The organism is Thermoanaerobacter sp. YS13, assembly GCF_000806225.2.
Lineage (GTDB): Bacteria > Bacillota > Thermoanaerobacteria > Thermoanaerobacterales > Thermoanaerobacteraceae > Thermoanaerobacter > Thermoanaerobacter uzonensis.
The window spans coordinates 713,564-734,464 of record NZ_JOOI01000001.1 but is presented as its reverse complement, the minus strand read 5'-3'; the positions used below and the strand labels follow the sequence as shown (position 1 = coordinate 734,464).

Sequence of the window (20,901 nt, the reverse complement as noted above, 5' to 3'; positions counted from 1 at the left end):
TCAGTTAATTCTTAACTGGAAAAAGCATTTTCTAAATGGTTAGTTGTATCTTCTTGACTTTATCAGTTTGAAACCCAAAAGGCTTGGGAATACAGGTATTGACAAAAAATTGGCGTAAAATTTGTCACTACAGTACTTTCTCATGCTAATTAATTCCATGACTTCCTCATATGTAATGAAACTTTTTCGTGCTTTCATTTTCATCACCTTTAATATATCTTTAGCTTACTCCTCTATCTTTTGTTTGAAGGCTTTTTGTCAATAGTTGGGGTGGGTATTTTTTCTGAATGCCCACCCCAACTATTGACAAAAAGCCAAAATAACAAAGTTTTTTCTGTAGATTATGCAACAAGCGATAACATGAAAAACATAGAATGCATCTACGTGCACGAAATAAATAATATAGATCCAAATGCCATGACTGTAAGAGAATATCACGAAAAGATGAAAAAAGAAAAAGTAACAAAATAGAAGTGCAGCGCTTTTAGCTGCACTCTTATTATTATCTATTTTTATTTGTTTTTATTTATTATGTTTGCAAAATGTTTGCAAATTTATTTTTAGACAAAAATAAAAAGGCTTAAAAGCCTTTATTTTTCTGGCAGGGGAGACAGGACTTGAACCCGCAGCCCACGGTTTTGGAGACCGTTCATCGACTCCCCTGTGCACTTATAGTATTTTCAGGCTTTCCAGCCGTTATCATTTCCACGGTTATCGGATTCATTGACCCTACCTATAAATATAATATACGACACATATTCGCAAATTCCTGCATATAGATGAAGAAAAATTTTATAATTTTATTGTCTACCGCCAATTGCTCCCCAACCTATTTCGTAAAGCTCTTCTCTTTCTCTTATTCCTGATTCCCATGCCTCCTTGACGGCTTTAGTAGCTCTGTGGTATTCTTCAAGTGTAATCTTGTTACGCCTCTTATATGTTGCAAAGTAATTTTGAACTGCTCTTCTGTCAGCTGTAGAAAGCTCCTTTTTCGGGGGCTTTTCTTTTTTCTCGAGGAAAGAACCACGAAGGAGGAAATAAGCAATTATCCCATCCATAAGCGAGACCGTCTGAAGTGTTAACACACCTTTGCTTAAATTCCACTGTGGAACTGAACGCGAAAGTCTCCTCCATGCATTTCGTAAAAGCTCATTTTTGACATATTCCACCAGCTCCTCTCGTGTTTGCAGCTCTTGCCTCGGCACTCTAAACACAAGCAAGTCATTTTTCCTTGCTGGCAACCATACCGGCATATCACCAACGACATCAGCAAGCGTAAAAGCCTTAGTGCCCTCCTCTCCAAACACAATTCCCTCTCTTTCTTTAAGGGCAAATAAAAGCCTTTCTTCTTCGGGAATGCCTTTCATAAAGCGCTTTAATGGGTTTATGAACCATTTTTCAAGGAAAACTCCGGCAGGAGGCTTTTGCTCAACCGCCTTGAGGAACTGAATTGTGGCTTTAAATACTGCAATTTCTATTTTTGCACGGCTTAAAGGCATTTCACCTTCAGAAGCTTTAAAGAAATTCCCAAAAACGGCTTACAAGCGCTTTAGAGCCTTCAACTGGTCTTGTAAAACACCTCTCAAGAAGGTTAAGCAGAGCAAGCATATCCTCTTCCGTTAATCTTTTTGCTTTAGCACCTTTTTCTTTTTCCCAACAGAGGAATGCCTCTTTATAATCTCCTCCTGAAAGCACCTTTAAGCGGTTTAAAATTGCTTTCTCCCTTTCGGTCTTTGGCTCTGGAGCTTTCTCTTCCATCCACACCTTAGCAGGATATGTTGTCAAAGGCACTTCAAGAGGTACTTCAACAAGTGCTTTTTGCATTTTGAAACCTCCTTTCGTGTTTTACACTGTTTTACACCTACATTATATAATATTATTAGTAAACATTCAATAGGAGGTGGTAGAAAATGGCATATACAAAACTTAGACTTTTACGTAAAGCCAAGGGCTTAACCCAATTACAGTTGGCGGCAATGACGGGAATTCACATACCAGAAATTTACAAACTCGAGAGGGGGCTTTTAAGACCGTACCCCGTGTGGAAAGAGCGTATTGCAGCAGCTTTTGATTATCCTCTTGATAAAGTGGACGAACTTTTTGAAATTGTTGAAAATTCTGACGAATAAAAGGGGGTGAGCTGTAATGGAAACAGCAAACGTAACCGAAGTTTTATGCGAAAGTCTACCCTATTTTCCAGGTCAAAGGCACCACTTGACTTTAGCGTTAGCGGGATGGCTCAGAAAAAGGGGCTACACGAAGGGAGAAGTTGAAGAGATTGTGAAGCTAGTCGCGTTGTGTTTTAACGATGATGAAATTGATGAGAGAATTCACAATGTTCAGACAACTTTCGAGCAGGATTTAAATAACGTGGCGGGTTGGAAAATGCTAATGGAAATTATCGGTGAAGAAGCTGCCAAAGAGTTGGACGCCAGAATCCCCAGAATCTTCCTGTACACGGACGAGTTCGGAACTCCGCTATTTCGAGTTTTGCGTTGGGACAAACCGGAGGGGAAGACCTTCAAAACCCAAAACTTCGACGGAAAAGAATGGAAAGATGGTCTTGGAAATGCAAGGAAGGTTTTATATAGACTTCCAGAAGTCATAAAAGCCATTAAAAATGATTATGCAATTTTCATTGTTGAGGGTGAAAAGTGTGTGCACGCTATGGAAAAACTGGGTCTTACTGCCACAACGAACCCGTTTGGAGCGGGAAAATGGCTGGACGACTTCACAAAACAATTAACAGGCGCCAAAGAGGTGGTAATTATCCCAGATATGGATGAAGCTGGTAGGAAGCACGCGGAAAAAGTAAAAGAATCCCTTGAAAAGCATAATATTCCAGAAAGGATTGTTGAACTGCCAAATCTTGGAGAAGGGGAAGATATAGCCGATTGGCTGTCACGAGAAGGAAGTAGGGACAGGCTTCTGGAGCTTATTGAGAGTTCTCAAGAAACGCAAAAACGCCCTGTTGTACAAGTGTTCGGGGTGAAAGACTTTCTCCAATATGCTGAGTCGCTTGGCTCGATATCTTGGCTGGTGGATAGCTTAATTCCAGAAAATGGAATAGTCCTCATCAGCGGACGTCCGAAACGAGGCAAATCGACTCTGGCACGTCAGCTTCTCACAGGTGTAGCTGTTCCCAACAAAGCCTTGTCGCTAAACAAGTCCGTTAAACAAAGCCCCGTAGTCATTACTGCGGGTGAGGACTTCCCACAGGCGGTAGCACAGCATCTTTTGAATCTCGGCGCGTTGCAGGACTCACCAATTTCTATTGCTTTACCCACGTCTTTCACGGAGGACTGGCAGGAGCTACTGCAGCCGTTTGAAGGAAAACTTGTGCTATTAGACCCCGCTCCTCTCTTTCTAAAAATTAGGGACGTTAACGACTACGTCCAGGTGTATGACCGATTAGCAGAGCTCAAAGCCTTTGCTAAAAGTCATGACATGACCCTTGTCTTAACATGGCATGACCGCAAACCCGCGAAGGGAGACAGCACTGAAGCAATGGACGCTGTGCTGGGGTCAACAGCCACTACAGGCGCTGTAGACGTGGTAGCAAATCTGTTAAAGCCTGTAGGCGCACCTCCCACTAGCAGGCAATTGGCAATAAAAAGCAGGCTATCAGGCGAATCCATTATAGACCTGCAATTTGAGAATGGGCTATACACAGTGCAAGACACTGAAGGTTTAAGTGCTTTTGCCATGGAGGTACTTGATTTCCTCAAGAAGTACCCTGGCGCAACGGCGAATGCTATAAGGCAAGCGTTCTACAGGAGCGGGACAGCTGTAGCAGAAGCGTTGGAGGCACTCCGAAATAATGCCCTGGCGTATTTTATGCTCCGAGGTAATAAAGTTGAATGGTACGCAGTGGAAAAAATTACTATTTTACACGAGGGGAAACGAGTAACGTAGAGCGATTTTAGTCATGTGAGTCCAGTTAGTCCAGGAGTGGCTCGAACCCGCGTCACAGCTGGATTTGAAGCTGGACTAAAGTTAAGTCCAGTTCGAGTCCAGTCAGTCCAGTTCGGACTCATTGGACTCATTGGACTAATTGGATTAGTCAGTATATATATAAATACACATATATATATAAATACACATGTGTTTCTTTCCTTGCATTCTCCCCTCGTGGAAATTAAAATTAAATGCAATTAAAATCAAATGCAATTAAAATCAAATGCAATTAAAATTAATCCCACGAAGGAAGGAGGTGATGGTATAATCGCTGAGGAGTCATAAAGGCACCAGAAAGGAGGTGGTAGTCATGATTGTTTTCCTCTTCGTGATTTTGCTTTGTATTTTGTACCCAAAACCTGTTTTGCTTGCCCTTAACCTTAAGCATTTGGAGGTGAATTAAAATGACTATTAAAATGACAATGACAATTAAGTCTAAAAAGCCCATGCGCATTGCTTGGGCGCGCTACCGTGTCCTTGAGAGCAGGACAGGAGAATATCCACCCTTCACCTGTGGAGAAATAGCCTTTCGCTACTTTCGGCTTATCAGCATAAGCGGCGGCAAATGGCTGTGGGAGGCATACGGCTACAAGCCAGAGGATGGTGAGCGCTATAACCTCCTGAAATTCGATGCGAGAAAATGCCCTGAGGATGCAGTACCTTTGGCATTTCACGACGTTGAGATTTATTCTTATAACCCCGTGGAATACGTGAAGACTAAACCCGAATGGGTAGTCATTGACGTTTCAAAATTTATTGCCACCTCAAGAGAGAATAGCGCATAGCTTTTCCCTTAAGGGGATTATGGTGCACCCGCCTTTTGCCGTGACCGCCTGCTCTTTTCCTGCCCTCATAAAGAAGAATTGAAGCACTGTAAAATTTCGGAAGGCATTCCTCTAATCCTTCGTAGGGAGTGCCTTCATAAGGGCTTTTTAAGATTTTAGATTCTTTATTCAAAATTATCACCTCATTTAAAATTATATTAAAATTATATTAAAATTCTGTAAATTTGTAAAGGTAAACTGGGAGTATTCGGAAGTATTTTCCTTTTCTTCCTCGTGGATATGAATGGAGGTGCCTCACTTCTGCCATGACCCCAGCGAATCAAAAAGCGGGATACCCATTCGCTTTAGAGCCATGATGAAGAATAAAAAACAAAGCCTTTAAAGGCTTTATGAGCGTTTTTAAATTCCACAGTGGATATATTTTTATATGTCCAGTGCTTTTAAAACAGCTCTAAAAGCCTTTAAAGGCGTCCTTGCGTTTATGGTTTATAAAAACAGCTTAAAAACATCTTAAAGCAATTGCGCTTATGGCTAAATCAAAAGCCTCTTTACTCAATCCATGAAAGGCTTCTAAAGGCGTTATGCTGAAATTGTTATAGAGGTTAAAGGCTAATGCGATTAATTTACGTTCTTCGCGGGTTAATTGCGTTAAACCTGCAAGGCATTCAGGCTTTATTGTATGCTCGCTGAAGTCATAAATCTCCTCTACACTTAATTTACCTTCTTCGTAGTATAAGCTATCTATACCCGAGAGGAGATAAAAAAGGCTCTGCCTCTCGATATCTTCCTTCCTCGTGTTATCTCTTGCTAAAAGCTCAAAAAAGCGCTGCTCATGAGCTTTTGAGATGAATTCATACATACTCATACACCTCAATTATACGAAATTATAGTTTCGTCTAATTGCTTGAATTCCTCGAATTCATTGAATTCATTGAATTCATTGGATTTCTTGAAACTCTTTTGCCTAAATACTGAAGTTTATTCAAAGGGGAGGCTTTTTCATGCGCTTCGTGAAGGTCATCTTTTGAAAGGCGTATGTAGCGTCTTGTCATGGATAAATCGGAATGTCCTAAAAGTCTCTGAAGGCTGAAAGGGTCTCCACCTGCTCTTAAAAACTCAATTGCAAAAGTATGCCTTAAACCGTAAGGCGTTATTTTCACTCCTGCTTTTTCGGAATACTGCTTTACTATGCGTGCCCAACTGTGGGAAGTCAAAGTTTTGCCATATTCACTTGCAAAGAGAGGAACTTCATTATTCCACCAGTGAGGTCTTGCCTTGAGGAACTTCAATAAAGCCTGAACGGTGAAAGGCGAGAGGATTAATGTCCTTCCTCCTCGTGTTTTAGAGACTTCAGGACGGATATAAATCTCTCTTGCTTCAAGGTTTAAGTTAGAAAGCTTGAGGTTTAATACCTCTGAGGGTCTTGCTCCTGTGTCAAGCTGTACTAACATAATGCAGTAGTCTCTTAAACCTGCATAAGTCTTTTTATCAGGTGCATTAAAAAGCTTTTTAAGCTCCTCTAAAGGTGCATGTCTCACATTTGAAAAGTCCTCTTTCGCCTTTTTAATGCCATCTGTGGGATTAGCAGGCAGGTAACCTTCACTTACACACCAGTTGAAAAAGGCTCTAAGGTACTGTAGTTTAATATTTCTGTAGCGGGGAGATGAAGGAATGCTGAAATACTTAAGAAGTGCAATACGGATTTGTTGATAGGTAGAATGGTCTAAACCTAAAAATTCAATAAACTTTTCCACGTGGTAGCGGTAATCTTTCAAAGTACGAGGCGCAAGCCCATCGGCTTCTCTCACGAGGAGGAATTCCTCAAGAAGTGGTTTCATATCAATGGCTGGCATATTATGGATACTATATGCTTTTTTAGACATAATAAAAGACCCTCCTTTATACCCCTCCGTGGTATACCGCCCTCTTTTTCCAATGCCCACGGATTTTTTGGGATTTTAAGGTAGGGTCATCGCCTGCAAATATTGAATTTACAATAATGGCAGGGGAGACAGGACTTGAACCCGCAGCCCACGGTTTTGGAGACCGTAAAAAGTCATTTTGTGCAGTTGTGTTAATTTGTGAAAGCCTTGATTTAAAAGGGTTTTATAAGTTTGGAATTAAGGTACATTATGTGTTTTTGTGTCCCCAATCGTAAATTGTGTCCCCAATTTGTCACCAATTCTTTATTTTAAAAATACAGGTTGAATCTCTCCTAATAGTAACTGTTACGCGGTAATATTTTTTCTTTCAGGTTTATTTTTTTAAAAAATTTTTTTTAAAAACTAGATTTTTGATTTTAAATGTAGTATAATATAAGTGAACCACTGAGAGCGCGAATGCGTGGGTAGGTGGTGCTATTTTTTATTTTTTGGATAATTAACTACACCGAATTCATCGTTTGGATTAGCTTTAAGATTTAAACATTTTTTAAGATTATTGAGAAAATTGTAAACGTCATCGAATTCTAAAAGTTGTGCAACTCTATTAGCAAAATTTTCATTTAAAAAATTTTTTAAGGAATATAAATAGATTAAATATGATACAAAGTCAGTAATTTGAAGAAAGTATGATTCTTTAGAGTTTTTGGGTAATATATCTTCTGTGAGTAGCTGTATTTCTTTTCTATATGTGCTGCCTGGATAAATTTTTGAAGCTATTGGATTATATATTTGCATTTTACGCGCTGTTTTTCTCATTTTACCCAGTCGACCTTCGTCTGTTATTATAAGAAAACGAGAATCCGAGTTTAAAAGATCGTTTTCTATTCTTTGTATGTTATATGATAAAGCTGCGTCTAGTACTTTATAATCTTCCTTTATAATGCGAGGTTTTACGATTACCACATTAATAAATTTAATTTGTTCTAAAGAGGGTATAAAATCTACCCAATCTTTTAAAATTTGCTTTTTTGTTTCCAAATCCCATTTATAATTTCTATATGGGTTTTTGTCAGTTAGAAAAGCCTTAGTATGGAATTCCATAGCGATAGGTAAATTGTATTTTGATTTTAACATCCTTCTAAAATCTTTTATTTGATTATAATTATTTTTCCATACATTTTCTGGCATATATAAACTGGTTAGTACAAATAATTTAGAAGAGTAATTTGGATAACCATCATCTCCGCTTTCATCCATATAAACAAAGTACAATTTTATTCACCTCTCTCTTACCAGATAATATTCCCAATATTTTGTGTAGGTCAATACACAAAATAGTCGAATTGACTATATTATCAAGACTGATAAGCAACCAAATATTCCACAACTTCTTCGGCTACCCTGTCGGCTTCTTCCTCTATCTCTATATGTTCCATATTCAGTCCTATAAAGTAACTTGTTTTAGTCATATCATTTAATATGTGGTGTATTTCATGTAAAAATACCTTAACTTGAGTCCTATAGTTTACGTTGCCATTCAATAAAATATGATAATTACCTTTCCCACTTATGTACGTAAAACCTAACACTGAAGAAGGGAGGTTAAAAATTATGTGTAACCTGATATCATAAGCATACATAACCTCATGAAATGGAATAGTTCCATCCAGTAAAGCTTTCATAAGAGGCTTGTCCAGGATTTCAAGAGACATATTATTCCTCCTTTTTCTTACGCGGTTTATATACATATCCTCTTTTCTTTTTTTCTTTTAGGTCTTTTAAATAGTTATCTATGGCAATTTTGAAGGTATCATCGTAATAAACACTTCCATCTAAAGGATTTGTTATTTTTGTTGGAGTATAATATTTGCTGTTTTTTTGCTTTATTAAGTACTCTAATGGCTTCATCTAAATTATTCATTTTTACATAAATTTGTGCGACATGAATATATACGGACGGTACAGAAGGATCTAATTCTGCTGCTTTTTGATAATATTCCAATGCTTTTTCAAATTCATATTCCCCTTCATAACATTTAGCAAGATCTCTATACACATAGCTTATTTGAATTCCAGATGTGAAGGCATCTATTAATTTACCTTCTCGACTATAGTAAGATTTTTTAATTTCAACAGGGTTTTCTAAATATTTTTCTAAGTAGTAAATAGCTTGTCTTCTAAATTTAGCACCTTTCCAAACATAGGCTGTGCCAATTAGGTAATATGCTTTAGGATGTTCAATATTTTTGCATAATTCAATAATTTTATCTAAAACTTCCTGTCTGTTTTTAGCTTTCTCTATGATTTGTTTAGCTTTTTTATAGATTGGCCCTGTACCAAACCCCGTACTAAGTTGTAAAGATTCAAATAAGGCTTGTGCCAAATTTAAAGTATCCTCTACATTTTTTCTCCCCCATATCATTCGTTACTTTCCTCCTCTTCAATAGCCTTAATTATCCTAATCACCTGTTTTATATCTTTGGGTGATAGCTTTCTTGTCTGCTTAAATAAAAGTTTTAGATCCTCCCTTTGCTTGAGTTCGTTCCAAAATTCCAAAAGCTCTGGGTCATCTTCTACTGCTTCGGTGATTTCGTCAGAAGGATTACGTATGTCGGAAACTCCCATCAACCAATCAAGAGATACATTGAAGTATTCTGCAATTTTCTTTTTCAGTTCATCATCCGGTGTACTTTTGTTACTTTCATACATAGAAACTGTCGACTTAACTATACCAAATATCTTTCCAAATTCTTCTTGCGTTAAGTTATTTTCTAAACGCAATTGTTTTATCCTATCACCTATAGTAGCCATTCTTGATACCCCCATATATAAGTTCATGAATCTTAAACTTATTATAACATTTAAAACATTTATAAAAAATATTGTTCATGAAATTTTAACTTTTTAACAAAAAACTATTGACAAGTTCATGATACTTGAACTATAATAGAGATGAAGTTGTTGATGCTTGAACGAAAGGAGGCAACAAATTAAGATGCAGATAACTGAGAAATTAAAGAAATTACGGAAAGATAAAAAAATTACCCAAAAAGAAATGGCAAAATTTTTAGGATATAAAAATAAAAGTGGGTATTGTCAACTAGAGAATGGTAAAGTAAGGATGACTTTAGATAAAGCTAAAAAAATAAGCGAAATTTTAAATGTTGATATTAAAGAAATTTTTTTTGATGATGAAGTTCAAGTATCTCGAACAAAACACAAAGACACAGAGACTGCATGAGGAGGTGAGAGAGATGGATAATCTTCATGAACAAGCAAGCGTAGAAAGAGTAACAATGTCAGCAAAGGAGGCAGCAGCGTATTTAGGAATAAGTTACTGGCTCATTCTTGAAATGGCTAAAAGGCACGAGATACCGTACATTGCTTGTGGCAGTCGTAAACTTTTCAGAAAAGAGGCGCTTGATAAATGGATGGAAGAACAGGAGAAGAAAACTTTAGAAAAACCTAAAGAGTACATTAGGAAAATTTATTGATTAGGAAAATTTATTGAAAGGAGGCGCAGTCACATGAACATGAGTTGGGGACATAAACCGGAAACGAAAGAAAAAAGAATAACAGTTTACATTATTTTAAAAAGCAACGAATATAGAGGCATTGTCACGCTTAAAGAAGTGGCGGAGAAATTCAAAAGAGAAGGGTATGAAGTTTTAGAGGATTACATCATTATTGATGAGGAGGTGTAAACATGTCAATACGCATTGCAATGTTTTTGCACAAGCTTGGCTTTGCAGTGGTATATGATGCAGACAAGAAACAAATAAAAATTTATAGGGATAGGAGGTGAAATAGATGTTACCAATTTCAAAAATTCAAGAAGGAGATATATTCCAGCAAAAATATCCTTTTGAGTTGTTGATGTGGCTAGTTTTAGAAGTAGAGAAAGAAGTAGTAAAAGTTCAAGCTTTTGATTTAAAAGGGGAATATGTAGGAAGACCAAAGTGGCTCAAAAATACAAATAGTTTATTCTCCGAAGATAATCTTATAATGCGTGAAGATGGAACTTTTTTATACAAATAAAAAGTGCCTGCAAAAGGCACAAATAAACTACCACTTTGAGTATAGCACATTTTTATAAAAAAAGAAAGGAGAGTTTATTATGCAAGCTAGTGTTTTAGTTAAAACGAAGGATATGGACAAATCTGAGTGGCTTCAATGGAGGAAGAAGGGCATAGGCGGTTCAGATGTTGCTGCTATAGCTGGATTAAGTAGATATAAAAGTCCAGTACAGGTATGGCTAGAGAAAACAGGCCAAGTTGAGCCGGAGGAACCTGGAGAAGCAGCTTATTGGGGGCAGGTTTTAGAAGAGATAGTTGCAAAAGAATTTACAGCCAGAACAGGGAAGAAGCTTAAAAGAAGATTAGCTATTCTTCAACATCCACAGTATCCCTTCATGATTGCAAATATTGACCGTGTGGTTGTTGGAGAAGAAGCAGGATTTGAAGCTAAGACCACCAGTGAATGGCACAAAGATGAATGGGAAGAAGATAAAATCCCAGATGAATATATACTCCAGTGTCAGCACTATATGGCCGTAACTGGTTTCTCAAAATGGTATATAGCCGTACTTATTGGAGGAAACAAATTTCGCTGGAAGGTTATTGAAAGAGATGAGGAAATTATCCAGTACCTTATCAAAATTGAAAGCGATTTTTGGAAACTAGTAGAGACTAATACTCCTCCAGAAATGGATGGAAGTCAAGCTAGTACTGAAGCGCTAAAATTACTTTATCCAAAAGCTGAGGAAGGAAAGGCAGTAGAATTACCGTTGAGTGCTCAGGACCTTATAGAAGAATATGAACAAATATGTGAAAAAGAAAAAGAAATAGCTGAACAAAAAGAAGCAGTAGTAAATAAACTTAAAGCATTATTAGGCGATGCTGAAGTTGGATACATCGGAAATAAGCGTGTGATATGGAAAAATATTAGTTCTGCTAGACTTGATACTAAAGCCTTAAAAGAAGAAATGCCGGAAGTATATGAAAAATACGCTAAATTAACAACTTATAGACGTTTTGAAATTAAATAGAAGGGGGATTTTATTATGGGTAAAACAGTAAAAAATGATGAATTAAAAAATAAATTAGCTAAAAAAGCTGAAAATACTCCAGCACCGGGTAAAACATTAAAAGCTTTACTTCAGGACCAGAGTGTTAAAAATAGATTCAATGAGTTGTTAGGTAAAAAATCTGCAGGATTTATATCCTCTCTGCTTAATGTTGTAAATTCTAATCCACAACTTCAGGCTGCAGATCCGCACAGCATTCTATCTGCTGCTGCTCTTGCTGCTGCTTTGGACCTTCCCATAGATCCAAATCTCGGTTTTGCATATATAGTACCATATAATGTGCGTCAAGGTGATGCTCATATTTTAAAAGCTCAATTTCAGCTTGGATATAAAGGATATATTCAATTAGCAATGCGTACAGGTGCATACAAGACAATAAATGCAACAGAGGTATATGAAGGAGAAATAAAAAACTATAACCGCTTTACAGGTGAATTTGAATTTGGTGAAAGGGAATCAGATAAGATAATAGGCTACATAGCATATTTCAAGTTGTTAAATGGCTTTGAAAAGTATCTATACATGACTGTTGAAGAAATAGAGAGACATGCAAAACGTTATTCTAAAAGTTATAACAACAATAATAGCTTATGGAAGCAAGATTTTCATGCAATGGCCCTTAAGACTGTGATCAAGCGGCTTCTCTCCAAATACGGAATCCTCTCTATTGAGATGCAGACCAGTCTACTAGCAGACCAGGCTGTAGTCAGGCAGGACGAAGAAGGCAATATAGATTATGAATATCCAGATAATATCACACTGGATGAAGAGTATTATATAGTGCACGATGAAGAAAAAACAGAAGAACATCATAGTAAAAGCGAAAATAACGAAGAAAAAGAAACTACGGACCAGATTAGTATAGAGGCGTAGATAAAATGCAGGCAGGAGGTTATTGCCTCTCTGTCTGCTGCCTCTACTTCTATAGCAAAGGAGAGGAGAAATAATGCCAAATAGAATTTTAAAAGAAAGCATTGTAACAAGTGATACAATTAACGAATTAACACCTGAAGAAGAAGTATTTTTCTACAGATTACTGGTTGTTTGCGATGATTATGGTCGCATGGATGCAAGACCAAGTATATTAAGGGCAAAGTGTTTTCCTTTAAAAATTGATAGTGTTAAAGAAGAGAATATTAAAGCATGGCTTAATAAGTTAATAAAAGTCGGATTAATAAGACTCTACATAGGCAATGATGGCAAACAATATCTACAAGTTGTAACATGGGATAAACATCAGCAGGTGAGAGCAAAGAGAAGCAAATATCCTGAGCCTGTTGAATACATAGAGGTAAATGGTAGAAGTAATGATGCAGATGAAAGTAACATAATATCAAATGTGAGCAATATGATATCAGATGATATCAATTGTAATCAAGTGAATGCATATGTCCCCGAGAATCCTAATCCTAATCCTAATCCGAATCCTAATACGAATATAAATACATATGTCGCAACTGACGTTGCTCAGCGTGTGTCTGTCCCGGCTGAGAAGCCATCTGGTTTTACTGAAGATGGTGGAGCGCAGTCTAAAAAGACTGGCAAAGATGGATACACGCAAGAGTTTGAGGAGTTTTGGGAGCATTATCCCCGGAAGATAGAGAAAAAGCGTGCTTTTAGAGCATGGAAAGCAAGGTTAAGAGAGGGAGTAGACCCTGAAATTCTAATTCAGGCATGTAAAAATTATGCTGCTTATTGTACTAGACAAGGTTTAGAGCAGCGATATATAAAACATGCCAGTACTTTCTTGGGTCCTGATAAGCCGTTTGAGGAGTATATCAATGGACCTCCTGAAACTGTGCAAGAAGGAAGCAGTCTGCTTAAAGAGCCTAAAAGTTGGGGCCTTTTGAGGAATCTTTATGATAAATACAGGCAAGAGGAGGAAAAAGGGGTATGAAAAAAACCGAAATAGTAAAACTCTTAGCGGTTATAAATGCAGCCTTTCCAAATATGCAAGTAACTGAGGCTATGGTGGACTTATGGCATGAGCTACTTGGCGATATTGATTTTAATCTTGCGAAGGCTGCTGTAAAAAAGATACTTCTTGAAAGTCCTTATCCTCCAACAATAGCTGATATTCGCAAACAGGCAGCAGAAATAATAATGCCTAAAGAAAATAAAATTGACCCTGCAGAAGCATGGGGAGAAGTTGAAAGAGCAATACGCTTGTATGGTTCATACATGGAGGAAGAGGCATTATCCAGCATGAGCCCTGCTGTAGCAAGAGTAGTGAAATATATTGGCTGGAGAGAAATATGTCTTTCTGAAGAGCCGGGAGTGGTGCGTGGACAATTTCTAAAAATGTATCAGCAATTACAAGAACGGGAGAGAAAAGAGGCTTTATTACCGCCAGATTTGAAAAATGAGATACAGCAAATAGCGCAGCAACGTGCTCTGGCTCTTGAAAACGGAGCAAGGTTGAAATTGGTTGAAGGTGGGAAAAAGGAATGATGCTTTATGTATGAGGATTTGATGATAGGTGATGAGGTGGTTGTCCATGAGATCCAAGGACAAAAAAGGTTAAAAGTATACAATGCGAGGATTGAGGGAATATATGAACATTTCATAAACGTTCGGCACAGAAACGGCTATTTGATTAGCATTTTGAAGCAGGATCTTGGTAAAAAAGTCTTAATTCGAGTAAGGGAGAGGGAGAATGAAAAAATGGCAGAAAAATTGACAAAAGAGGTATTAGCGGAAGAAATGAAAACAATGACGTGGGAGGAAATAGCGAAAAAACATGGTTTTAAAATGCCGGGGCCAGTGAAAGGTTTAGCAGTGAGATATGGACTTATTGAAGGAACGGGAGTTTATAGAGAGAAGAAAAACAAGAAACAGCAAAAAGTTGAAAAAGTGGAAGAGGTGTTAGATGTGAGAAAGAGTAATTTTTTAAAGCCGACGTCTTTTGTGGGACAACTTGGTAAAAGATACGAAATAAAAGACAATCTTATTCGTATTCATGATTCTGTTGCTATGCAAGCTATTGACATAGAAAAAGACAAGTTTGAGATATTTTTCAATGAAATAAGCGAGTTGTTGAAATATATCGAAGAGGAGTGAGGATAATGTACAACTATGACGGCCTCATAAGAGAAACTTTAGAACGTTTAAAAAATTTAGAAGAACAGCTAAAAATCGCAGACCAGGTGATATTTTATCAGCTACAGGCCGAAAAGGCAAGGTTGAGGCTGTTGCTAAGGGAGGCAAAGAAGAATGAAGCTTTATCAAAAACAATGTAAAAAATGCGGAGAAACATTTATAACAACAAGAAGGAATCAAAAATTATGCTTATTTTGTGCGTTAGAGAACGAACAGGAATCGATAAAAAAGTCGTATCAGAAAAGGAAACTAAAGAAGGTGAATACAAAATGAATAGCAAACGTAAGGGTAAGCGGGGGGAATTAGAGCTTGCACAATTACTTAGGGAGTATGGATACGATACAAGAAGAGGTCAGCAATATAGCGGTATAGAGGGGAAAGATGTAATTGGGTTGCCACACATTCACATAGAGTGCAAAAGAGTAGAGCGCTTAAATGTGTATGAAGCAGTGAGGCAAGCTGTAAGAGACGCGAAAGAAGGAGAAAAACCAGCAGTATTCTGGCGCAGGAATAGGGAAGATTGGCTTGTAACGATGAGATTAGAAGACTGGATAGAACTCTATAGAGAGTGGGAAAGCGGAATGTGGTTAAAAGAGAGGGGAGAGGGAGATGACAATTCCTGAAAAATGTCAAAAATGCTTGAAAAACGAAAATGGGCAATGCATAGCATATAAAGAATTCATTGGTGAAGGCTGTGTAGGATATGTTGACAGAATAGAAGATATGATAAAGATGTACGAAGATATGAAACAATACGCAAAGACAAGAATAATAACGTGGGATTATGTAGTAGTAAAGTACAACAAAGAAATAAACAAATGGAAAAGCAAATTGAAGGAGAGACAGGACAAAGAATTAGAAGCTGTAGTAAAGGGGTGAAATAGTTGAAGAAACTGCCGAAAAGGAACGTACTTGAACATTATTTCTTTAATTATTACCAAATTTTATTTGAAGTGAAGAAGAGGATAGACGACATAATACATTCTTCTCCTGCAAAATATGTGGAAACAGGCGGCAGTGGCATAAGCCATAACAGTAATCCCACTGAATTAAAAGCGATTAAAATTGCAATGGACAAAGATTTAACAGAAAAGCAGCAATGGCTTAAAATAGTTCGAGATGTGGTAGAAGATATGAAGTACATAGATGAGAAAAGTAAAACAAAATACGCAGTACTTATTCAAAAACGTTATTTTGATGAATTAGCGGACAATCATGTGCAGAAACAATTAGGTTTGCAGTACAGGAGTCAGTATAAAGAGATGAAAGATACTGTATTGTTGGAAGGTGTATTATTAGCAGCAGCAAGTGGACTAATAACTTATGATGAGATTAGAAAGTTTGTGAAAGAAAATTGGTAAAAAATATCTTCTGAAATGTACTGTACTTGACAGGCATTTTAAAGGGTGTTATAATTAAACTGGTACAATAGAAATTGCGCCTTGGTAGTTTGCCAAGGCTTTTGTTACTTCAGCCCGGTTGCCCCCGCCGGGCTTGTATTATGCTTGCAGGAAAATTATTCTTTGTGTATAATATACCTACAAGTGTCAATCATAAAAAGGGGGTATATGATGAAGAGAATATTAATATTATTAATTATCAGCAGTGTATTATTATTTGCAGCATGTGGTTCTAAAACAATCGAAAAGGAATTTACAAATCCAGAATTGGATCAAGAGTTATCGCAAGGTGGTCAATTAGATTACACTACATACAAAGAAATTACAGAGAATGGGGAAAAGAGATTAGAAGTAGATATAGCCTTTACTTCACTAAATTATAATGATGTACTTAGGGTTGGCACAGTACAAGCAATAATGAATTTAGTAGAACGTGAATTTGTTCCAAAATATAACAATATAAAGTTGACAATAATGCTAGAAAATCCTAAATATACTTTTGTGGAATATCGATATAACAATGGGAAATGGGAAAGGAAACATTAGAGGAGCCTAATGAATAGGCTCCTTTTTATGTGGAGTGATTACAATGCCACAGAGACCATTGAGACCATGTAGAAAGGCCGGGTGTGCAAATCTTACGAGGGATAAAACAGGTTATTGTGAAGTACACAAACAAGAGTATTTAGATTATTTAAAGCGTTTAAAAGCAGAAAGAGATAGGCGATATGATGAGCAAGTTAGAAAAACAAGAGATAGGCAATACTATGAGTTTTACAAGAGCGATGAATGGGAAAGAGTTAAAACGCAAGCTTTGATAAGGGATAAAGGATTATGTCAGTTGTGCTTGAAGAAAGGAATAATTAAGACTGCTGACGTTGTTCATCATATAGTGCCACTTAAAGAAGACTGGAGTAAACGCTTTGATTTAGATAATCTTGTTAGTCTTTGCCATGAATGTCATAACAAGCTTCATAGCAAGGGGTAGGGGGTGCCAAAAATTTTAAAACTCCAATGGGGGCCGGCGCGGCGGCCCTCGCTGCGCACAAAGTTCCCTTTATCTCACAAAAGGGGGTGCGGCTTGAAGGCGCACGAGGATTTTAGCATTTGGCAAAACAAAGAAGGTCATAAAACTCTGTGCGCCTTTAATCCGCACAAGAAGAAAAGAGGTGGTAGAGATGGGGAGGAAAGCAAAACCAATCGCATTACATTTGTTGGAAGGCAAAAAGCATTTGACAAAAGCAGAGATAGAACAAAGGTTAGCAGGAGAGCAACAATTTGCCATAGGCACTGACAAAATAAAACCACCAAAGTGGCTGGATAAGGTGGCTCAAAAGGAATTTAAGCGGATTGTCAAAGAGATGGAACAGACTGGAATACTGACAAACATTGACGTTGATATGCTGGCATTATACTGCGATGCTTATTCGCAATATATTCAATGCTGTGAGGTTATTCGTCAGGAGGGATTGATGGTAGAATACACCAATAAGGCAGCAGAGACAAACAAAGTACCACATCCATTGCTGAGCAAGAAGAAGCAATTGTTTGAACAAATGAAAGCTATTGCATCCGAGTTCGGATTCACTCCGAGTGCAAGAGCTAGGATTGCAATACCTAAGCAAGAGAAGAAGGAGGAAACAAAGTTTGACAGGCTTTTCGGCAATGTCTAGAAATTTGGTGATGAACAATGCTAAAAAAGGAGTTGATACAATATAGCGAAGACGTCGTAAGTGGCAAAATAGTCGCATGTCAAAAACACAAATGGGCTTGCGAAAGGTTTTTGAAAGATATAGAGCGAGAGGGAACTGAAGAGTTCCCTTTTATTTTTGATGAGGCAAAGGCAGAGAGATTTCTTGAGTGGATGCGCTTGTTTAAACATACCAAAGGTGTATTAGCTGGACAGTATATTGAACCGCACATAATACAGAAGTTTGTCTTTGGCAACATTTATGGTTGGGTTCACAAAGATACAGGCTTACGCAGATTCAAAAAAGCTTATTGGCAGGTTGCGAGGAAGAATGCAAAATCCCAAAGCCTTGCATGTGTGGCAAGCTATGAGGCCATGGCTTTAGGTGAGCCAATGGCCGAGGTGTACATTGGTGCAACCAAAAGAGAACAAAGCAAGATAGTTTGGAATGAAGTAAAAGCGCAATTGCAAGGTTGCGAACATTTGAAAGGCAAATACAGGGTTGCGTATGGGAAGATTGAACATTTGAAAAGCGGTTCTGTGATAGTGCCGTTGTCAAAGGAAGATGGCAAGACCGGAGATGGCTTAAACGTTCAATGTGGAATCATAGATGAATATCATGCGCACCCGACGAGTGAAATATACGACGTATTGGTTTCGGGCATGGCAGCAAGGCCACAGCCGCTTTTAATGGTAATTACCACCGCAGGCTTTGACTTGAACAATCCGTGTTATGCGGTTGAGTATAGATATGTTTCGCAAATACTTGACCCTAACAGCCCAATTGAAAACGACGAGTACTTTGTGATGATAAATGAGCTTGATAAAGACGATGACATAAAAGATGAGTCAGTTTGGGTTAAGGCGAATCCAATTTTGTGCAGTTACAAAGAAGGCATAGAGTTTTTGCGTGGCGCACTAAAAGAAGCTCTTGACGCACCGGAAAAGATGAGGAATTTCCTGACAAAAAACATGAACGTATGGGTAGACCAAAAGGAAAGTGGTTATATGGATATGAGCAAATGGGCCTTATGCGGGAGGAACTTGAAAGATTTTGAGGGATATGAAAGCAGAGAATGCTACATTGGGATAGACCTATCGGCCAAGATAGACTTAACAAGCGTGGGTTTTGTTTTCCCTAACGATGATGGCACATACACAATATTTTCCCACAGCTTCATACCGGAAGAGACATTGCAAGCTAAAAGAAAAACCGACAAAGTGCCATACGACCTTTGGGTTAAGCAAGGATGGTTAACGGCAACAGAGGGAGCAGTAGTCGATTATGAGTTTGTCAAAGCATACATCAAAGATGTTATTCAAAAGCACAACATCAAGCCCGTTATGATTTGCTATGACCCCTGGAATGCCAGCCAGTTTGCTCAAGACATGGAAAAAGAAGGCTTTGTGATGGTGGAGATAAGGCAGGGGATAAAAACTCTGGGTGAGGCTACAAAGGACTTTAGAGAGAAGGTTTATCAAGGCAAGATAATCCACAACAACAATCCTGTTTTGACTTGGGCGGTCGGGAATGCCGCTACCAAATCCGACGCAAACGAAAATATCATGCTTGATAAGAGCAAAAGCACGGAAAGGATTGACCCTATAGCTGCGATAATCAATGCTTACAGTCAGGCGATGAAGAAACAAACTTACAAGGTGGACATAAATAAATACGCAGATATAGAGTTCTTAACAAAGCTATGGGGTTTCTAATGAAAGGTAGGTGAAAACATATGGCAATTTTAGAAAGATTAAAATCACTGTTTACACGAAAGGTCAAAAATCAGACACAAGTTTTGACACTTAACGAAGATGACGAATTGATACTGCAAGCGCTTGGCATTTCGCCAACAGATTACAGCGGCAAAAATGCCCTCAAGATAGCGACAGTTTTTGCGTGTATAAGAATTTTAGGCGAATCTATAGCCAAGTTTCCTTTGAAAATATACCAAGACCAGGACGGAAAAAGAAAAGCAGCAGACCATTACCTTTATCCATTGTTGAAACTGCGCCCCAACCCTTACATGACGGCTTTTGATTTTTGGAAATGTGTAGAAGTACAACGTAATACTCATGGCAACGCTTTTGTATGGCTTGAAATGCCAGCAAGAGGACGAAATGCAGGTAAGATAAGTGCTTTGTGGCCATTAGATGCGAATAAAGTACAAATTTGGGTGGATAACAGAGGCATTTTTAGTTCACAAAGTCAAATTTACTATGTATTTACGGATAATTTAGGCAACCAATACAAGCTTTTGCCAGACGAAATATTGCATTTTAAGGGATTTTCTTTGGATGGAATTGCAGGAATTAGTCCCATACAGTATCTTAGGAACACGATAGAAAATGCAGGGAATGCCGAGCAATTCCTCAATCAAAGTCTAAAAGGTGGCATGACAGTAAAAGGTATTGTTCATTACATTGGTGATTTGAACCCAGAGGCAGAGCGAAAATTCAGAGAAAAGTTTGAACAAATGGCAAATGGATTACAGAATGTTAATCGAATAGCACTATTACCTATTGGTTATCAGTTTCAGCCGATAGCTTTGACAATGGCAGACGCACAGTTTTTAGAGAATACACAGCTCACAATCAAACAAATAGCGTCAGCATTTGGGATTAAAAATCATCAGCTAAATGATCTTGACCGTTCAACGTACACTAATATTCTTGAACAACAACGAGAGTTTTATATTGATACGTTGCTACCTATCTTGACGATGTATGAACAAGAACTGACGTACAAACTCTTTACGAATAGTGAGATAGAACAAGGATACTATGTAAAGTTTAACGTTGATTCTATCCTAAGAGCTGACATAAGCACAAGGTATGAAGCGTATCAGAAAGCAATACAAAGTGGGTTTCTTACGCCTAACGAAGTGCGTGAGATGGAAGAAAGAGAACCTAAAGAAGGAGGAGATAGATTGTATGTAAATGGCAATATGATACCGTTAGAAATGGCAGGGCAGCAATACACAAAGTGATTTGAAAGGAG

General features: G+C 37.8%; 30 protein-coding genes and 1 tRNA gene. 22 read left to right on the top strand and 9 right to left on the bottom strand.

Translation table 11 applies throughout. The annotated features are described in order from the left end of the window. The first annotated feature begins 255 nt into the window (after nucleotides 1-255). Nucleotides 256-471 carry a hypothetical protein gene (locus tag THYS13_RS14100; protein ID WP_042833230.1) on the top strand — a complete coding sequence of 72 codons (216 nt, stop codon included), beginning with the start codon at nucleotides 256-258 and terminating at the stop codon, nucleotides 469-471. A 128-nt stretch (nucleotides 472-599) separates the two neighbouring features. Here THYS13_RS14100 and THYS13_RS03825 read toward each other — a convergent pair. The 3 genes from THYS13_RS03825 to THYS13_RS03815 form a co-directional block, all read right to left on the bottom strand. Further along, a tRNA-OTHER gene (locus THYS13_RS03825) sits at nucleotides 600-663 on the bottom strand. A 137-nt stretch (nucleotides 664-800) separates the two neighbouring features. After that, on the bottom strand, nucleotides 801-1,499 hold the full coding sequence (locus THYS13_RS03820) for a hypothetical protein (protein ID WP_042833229.1): 699 nt from the start codon (nucleotides 1,497-1,499) through the stop codon (nucleotides 801-803). Between the two features lie 16 nt (nucleotides 1,500-1,515). Further along, entirely contained in the window at nucleotides 1,516-1,824 is a 309-nt protein-coding gene (locus THYS13_RS03815) for a hypothetical protein (RefSeq protein WP_042833228.1), read from the bottom strand. Between the two features lie 86 nt (nucleotides 1,825-1,910). Here THYS13_RS03815 and THYS13_RS03810 point away from each other — a divergent pair, with 86 nt between their 5' ends. The 3 genes from THYS13_RS03810 to THYS13_RS03800 all read left to right on the top strand — a co-directional run bounded on the left by THYS13_RS03810 (nucleotide 1,911) and on the right by THYS13_RS03800 (nucleotide 4,742). After that, nucleotides 1,911-2,129, top strand: coding sequence for a helix-turn-helix domain-containing protein (locus THYS13_RS03810; RefSeq protein ID WP_042833227.1), 219 nt, complete (start codon nucleotides 1,911-1,913; stop codon nucleotides 2,127-2,129). Between the two features lie 16 nt (nucleotides 2,130-2,145). Continuing rightward, the gene (locus THYS13_RS03805) at nucleotides 2,146-3,915 is read left to right on the top strand and encodes an AAA family ATPase (protein WP_042833226.1); all 1,770 of its coding nucleotides are present in this window, start codon (nucleotides 2,146-2,148) and stop codon (nucleotides 3,913-3,915) included. Between the two features lie 446 nt (nucleotides 3,916-4,361). Next, nucleotides 4,362-4,742: a hypothetical protein gene (locus tag THYS13_RS03800; protein WP_042833225.1), complete on the top strand. Its 381-nt coding sequence runs from the start codon at nucleotides 4,362-4,364 to the stop codon at nucleotides 4,740-4,742. Nucleotides 4,743-5,241: 499 nt separating this feature from the next. On the opposite strand, the gene THYS13_RS03795 is transcribed toward THYS13_RS03800, so the two are convergent. The 6 genes from THYS13_RS03795 to THYS13_RS03770 all read right to left on the bottom strand — a co-directional run bounded on the left by THYS13_RS03795 (nucleotide 5,242) and on the right by THYS13_RS03770 (nucleotide 9,436). After that, complete coding sequence (locus THYS13_RS03795; protein WP_052210450.1) at nucleotides 5,242-5,601, bottom strand: DUF6075 family protein; 360 nt, start codon at nucleotides 5,599-5,601, stop codon at nucleotides 5,242-5,244. Between the two features lie 37 nt (nucleotides 5,602-5,638). Further along, the gene (locus THYS13_RS03790) at nucleotides 5,639-6,625 is read right to left on the bottom strand and encodes a tyrosine-type recombinase/integrase (protein WP_052210449.1); all 987 of its coding nucleotides are present in this window, start codon (nucleotides 6,623-6,625) and stop codon (nucleotides 5,639-5,641) included. A 474-nt stretch (nucleotides 6,626-7,099) separates the two neighbouring features. After that, the gene (locus THYS13_RS03785; protein WP_042833223.1) at nucleotides 7,100-7,897 is read right to left on the bottom strand and encodes a DUF3800 domain-containing protein; all 798 of its coding nucleotides are present in this window, start codon (nucleotides 7,895-7,897) and stop codon (nucleotides 7,100-7,102) included. An 83-nt stretch (nucleotides 7,898-7,980) separates the two neighbouring features. Next, nucleotides 7,981-8,337, bottom strand: a complete 357-nt coding sequence (locus tag THYS13_RS03780) for a hypothetical protein (protein WP_042833222.1) — start codon at nucleotides 8,335-8,337, stop codon at nucleotides 7,981-7,983. A gap of 98 nt (nucleotides 8,338-8,435) precedes the next feature. Beyond that, on the bottom strand, nucleotides 8,436-9,047 hold the full coding sequence (locus THYS13_RS03775) for a M48 family metallopeptidase (RefSeq protein ID WP_042833221.1): 612 nt from the start codon (nucleotides 9,045-9,047) through the stop codon (nucleotides 8,436-8,438). Continuing rightward, on the bottom strand, nucleotides 9,044-9,436 hold the full coding sequence (locus THYS13_RS03770; RefSeq protein WP_042833220.1) for a helix-turn-helix domain-containing protein: 393 nt from the start codon (nucleotides 9,434-9,436) through the stop codon (nucleotides 9,044-9,046). The genes THYS13_RS03775 and THYS13_RS03770 overlap by 4 nt, the downstream gene beginning before the upstream one ends. 184 nt (nucleotides 9,437-9,620) lie before the next feature. On the opposite strand from THYS13_RS03770, the gene THYS13_RS03765 reads away from it, so the two are divergent. The 18 genes from THYS13_RS03765 to THYS13_RS03690 all read left to right on the top strand — a co-directional run bounded on the left by THYS13_RS03765 (nucleotide 9,621) and on the right by THYS13_RS03690 (nucleotide 20,890). Then, nucleotides 9,621-9,866, top strand: a complete 246-nt coding sequence (locus THYS13_RS03765) for a helix-turn-helix transcriptional regulator (RefSeq protein ID WP_052210448.1) — start codon at nucleotides 9,621-9,623, stop codon at nucleotides 9,864-9,866. Between the two features lie 13 nt (nucleotides 9,867-9,879). Next, entirely contained in the window at nucleotides 9,880-10,119 is a 240-nt protein-coding gene (locus THYS13_RS03760; protein WP_042833219.1) for an excisionase family DNA-binding protein, read from the top strand. Between the two features lie 33 nt (nucleotides 10,120-10,152). Beyond that, complete coding sequence (locus THYS13_RS14235) at nucleotides 10,153-10,329, top strand: hypothetical protein (RefSeq protein WP_161485922.1); 177 nt, start codon at nucleotides 10,153-10,155, stop codon at nucleotides 10,327-10,329. Nucleotides 10,330-10,435: 106 nt separating this feature from the next. Then, on the top strand, nucleotides 10,436-10,663 hold the full coding sequence (locus THYS13_RS03755) for a hypothetical protein (protein WP_042833218.1): 228 nt from the start codon (nucleotides 10,436-10,438) through the stop codon (nucleotides 10,661-10,663). 79 nt (nucleotides 10,664-10,742) lie between these two features. Beyond that, nucleotides 10,743-11,672 carry a YqaJ viral recombinase family protein gene (locus THYS13_RS03750; protein ID WP_042833217.1) on the top strand — a complete coding sequence of 310 codons (930 nt, stop codon included), beginning with the start codon at nucleotides 10,743-10,745 and terminating at the stop codon, nucleotides 11,670-11,672. 15 nt (nucleotides 11,673-11,687) lie between these two features. Then, nucleotides 11,688-12,584, top strand: coding sequence for a recombinase RecT (locus THYS13_RS03745; protein ID WP_065214128.1), 897 nt, complete (start codon nucleotides 11,688-11,690; stop codon nucleotides 12,582-12,584). A gap of 73 nt (nucleotides 12,585-12,657) precedes the next feature. Beyond that, nucleotides 12,658-13,608 (top strand): hypothetical protein, encoded by a 951-nt coding sequence (locus tag THYS13_RS03740; RefSeq protein WP_052210447.1) that lies wholly within the window; start codon nucleotides 12,658-12,660, stop codon nucleotides 13,606-13,608. Beyond that, nucleotides 13,605-14,162 carry a replicative helicase loader/inhibitor gene (locus THYS13_RS03735; protein WP_042833216.1) on the top strand — a complete coding sequence of 186 codons (558 nt, stop codon included), beginning with the start codon at nucleotides 13,605-13,607 and terminating at the stop codon, nucleotides 14,160-14,162. The genes THYS13_RS03740 and THYS13_RS03735 overlap by 4 nt, the downstream gene beginning before the upstream one ends. 6 nt (nucleotides 14,163-14,168) lie before the next feature. After that, nucleotides 14,169-14,771 (top strand): hypothetical protein, encoded by a 603-nt coding sequence (locus THYS13_RS03730; RefSeq protein ID WP_042833215.1) that lies wholly within the window; start codon nucleotides 14,169-14,171, stop codon nucleotides 14,769-14,771. 5 nt (nucleotides 14,772-14,776) lie between these two features. Next, a complete protein-coding gene (locus THYS13_RS14230) occupies nucleotides 14,777-14,950 on the top strand; it encodes a hypothetical protein (RefSeq protein WP_161485921.1) in 174 nt (57 codons plus the stop codon). Between the two features lie 129 nt (nucleotides 14,951-15,079). Continuing rightward, nucleotides 15,080-15,433, top strand: a complete 354-nt coding sequence (locus THYS13_RS03725; protein WP_042833214.1) for a hypothetical protein — start codon at nucleotides 15,080-15,082, stop codon at nucleotides 15,431-15,433. Further along, nucleotides 15,420-15,689, top strand: coding sequence for a hypothetical protein (locus THYS13_RS03720; RefSeq protein WP_042833213.1), 270 nt, complete (start codon nucleotides 15,420-15,422; stop codon nucleotides 15,687-15,689). The genes THYS13_RS03725 and THYS13_RS03720 overlap by 14 nt, the downstream gene beginning before the upstream one ends. 5 nt (nucleotides 15,690-15,694) lie before the next feature. After that, nucleotides 15,695-16,171, top strand: coding sequence for a hypothetical protein (locus tag THYS13_RS03715; RefSeq protein WP_042833212.1), 477 nt, complete (start codon nucleotides 15,695-15,697; stop codon nucleotides 16,169-16,171). Nucleotides 16,172-16,381: 210 nt separating this feature from the next. After that, a complete protein-coding gene (locus THYS13_RS03710; RefSeq protein WP_042833211.1) occupies nucleotides 16,382-16,756 on the top strand; it encodes a hypothetical protein in 375 nt (124 codons plus the stop codon). A 43-nt stretch (nucleotides 16,757-16,799) separates the two neighbouring features. Continuing rightward, the gene (locus THYS13_RS03705; RefSeq protein WP_042833210.1) at nucleotides 16,800-17,198 is read left to right on the top strand and encodes an HNH endonuclease; all 399 of its coding nucleotides are present in this window, start codon (nucleotides 16,800-16,802) and stop codon (nucleotides 17,196-17,198) included. Between the two features lie 181 nt (nucleotides 17,199-17,379). Continuing rightward, nucleotides 17,380-17,883: a phage terminase small subunit P27 family gene (locus THYS13_RS03700; protein ID WP_369819195.1), complete on the top strand. Its 504-nt coding sequence runs from the start codon at nucleotides 17,380-17,382 to the stop codon at nucleotides 17,881-17,883. A gap of 17 nt (nucleotides 17,884-17,900) precedes the next feature. Then, nucleotides 17,901-19,616: a terminase large subunit gene (locus THYS13_RS03695; RefSeq protein WP_042833208.1), complete on the top strand. Its 1,716-nt coding sequence runs from the start codon at nucleotides 17,901-17,903 to the stop codon at nucleotides 19,614-19,616. 20 nt (nucleotides 19,617-19,636) lie between these two features. After that, nucleotides 19,637-20,890 carry a phage portal protein gene (locus THYS13_RS03690; RefSeq protein ID WP_042833207.1) on the top strand — a complete coding sequence of 418 codons (1,254 nt, stop codon included), beginning with the start codon at nucleotides 19,637-19,639 and terminating at the stop codon, nucleotides 20,888-20,890. Nucleotides 20,891-20,901 lie beyond the last annotated feature (11 nt).

Excerpts from the sequence above, each read along its gene's own strand:
- THYS13_RS03720 (WP_042833213.1), top strand. The coding sequence starts at position 15,420 with ATGACAATTCCTGAAAAATGTCAAAAATGCTTGAAAAACGAAAATGGG.
- THYS13_RS03690 (WP_042833207.1), top strand. The coding sequence starts at position 19,637 with ATGGCAATTTTAGAAAGATTAAAATCACTGTTTACACGAAAGGTCAAA.
- THYS13_RS03815 (WP_042833228.1), bottom strand. The coding sequence starts at position 1,824 with ATGCAAAAAGCACTTGTTGAAGTACCTCTTGAAGTGCCTTTGACAACA.
- THYS13_RS03780 (WP_042833222.1), bottom strand. The coding sequence starts at position 8,337 with ATGTCTCTTGAAATCCTGGACAAGCCTCTTATGAAAGCTTTACTGGAT.
- THYS13_RS03790 (WP_052210449.1), bottom strand. The coding sequence starts at position 6,625 with ATGTCTAAAAAAGCATATAGTATCCATAATATGCCAGCCATTGATATG.
- THYS13_RS03725 (WP_042833214.1), top strand. The coding sequence starts at position 15,080 with ATGAATAGCAAACGTAAGGGTAAGCGGGGGGAATTAGAGCTTGCACAA.
- THYS13_RS03765 (WP_052210448.1), top strand. The coding sequence starts at position 9,621 with ATGCAGATAACTGAGAAATTAAAGAAATTACGGAAAGATAAAAAAATT.
- THYS13_RS03760 (WP_042833219.1), top strand. The coding sequence starts at position 9,880 with ATGGATAATCTTCATGAACAAGCAAGCGTAGAAAGAGTAACAATGTCA.
- THYS13_RS03735 (WP_042833216.1), top strand. The coding sequence starts at position 13,605 with ATGAAAAAAACCGAAATAGTAAAACTCTTAGCGGTTATAAATGCAGCC.
- THYS13_RS03755 (WP_042833218.1), top strand. The coding sequence starts at position 10,436 with ATGTTACCAATTTCAAAAATTCAAGAAGGAGATATATTCCAGCAAAAA.
- THYS13_RS03750 (WP_042833217.1), top strand. The coding sequence starts at position 10,743 with ATGCAAGCTAGTGTTTTAGTTAAAACGAAGGATATGGACAAATCTGAG.
- THYS13_RS03705 (WP_042833210.1), top strand. The coding sequence starts at position 16,800 with ATGCCACAGAGACCATTGAGACCATGTAGAAAGGCCGGGTGTGCAAAT.
- THYS13_RS03820 (WP_042833229.1), bottom strand. The coding sequence starts at position 1,499 with ATGCCTTTAAGCCGTGCAAAAATAGAAATTGCAGTATTTAAAGCCACA.
- THYS13_RS03745 (WP_065214128.1), top strand. The coding sequence starts at position 11,688 with ATGGGTAAAACAGTAAAAAATGATGAATTAAAAAATAAATTAGCTAAA.
- THYS13_RS03810 (WP_042833227.1), top strand. The coding sequence starts at position 1,911 with ATGGCATATACAAAACTTAGACTTTTACGTAAAGCCAAGGGCTTAACC.
- THYS13_RS03740 (WP_052210447.1), top strand. The coding sequence starts at position 12,658 with ATGCCAAATAGAATTTTAAAAGAAAGCATTGTAACAAGTGATACAATT.
- THYS13_RS03805 (WP_042833226.1), top strand. The coding sequence starts at position 2,146 with ATGGAAACAGCAAACGTAACCGAAGTTTTATGCGAAAGTCTACCCTAT.
- THYS13_RS03770 (WP_042833220.1), bottom strand. The coding sequence starts at position 9,436 with ATGGCTACTATAGGTGATAGGATAAAACAATTGCGTTTAGAAAATAAC.
- THYS13_RS14235 (WP_161485922.1), top strand. The coding sequence starts at position 10,153 with ATGAACATGAGTTGGGGACATAAACCGGAAACGAAAGAAAAAAGAATA.
- THYS13_RS14230 (WP_161485921.1), top strand. The coding sequence starts at position 14,777 with ATGTACAACTATGACGGCCTCATAAGAGAAACTTTAGAACGTTTAAAA.
- THYS13_RS03730 (WP_042833215.1), top strand. The coding sequence starts at position 14,169 with ATGTATGAGGATTTGATGATAGGTGATGAGGTGGTTGTCCATGAGATC.
- THYS13_RS03800 (WP_042833225.1), top strand. The coding sequence starts at position 4,362 with ATGACTATTAAAATGACAATGACAATTAAGTCTAAAAAGCCCATGCGC.
- THYS13_RS03695 (WP_042833208.1), top strand. The coding sequence starts at position 17,901 with ATGCTAAAAAAGGAGTTGATACAATATAGCGAAGACGTCGTAAGTGGC.
- THYS13_RS03710 (WP_042833211.1), top strand. The coding sequence starts at position 16,382 with ATGAAGAGAATATTAATATTATTAATTATCAGCAGTGTATTATTATTT.
- THYS13_RS03795 (WP_052210450.1), bottom strand. The coding sequence starts at position 5,601 with ATGTATGAATTCATCTCAAAAGCTCATGAGCAGCGCTTTTTTGAGCTT.
- THYS13_RS03775 (WP_042833221.1), bottom strand. The coding sequence starts at position 9,047 with ATGATATGGGGGAGAAAAAATGTAGAGGATACTTTAAATTTGGCACAA.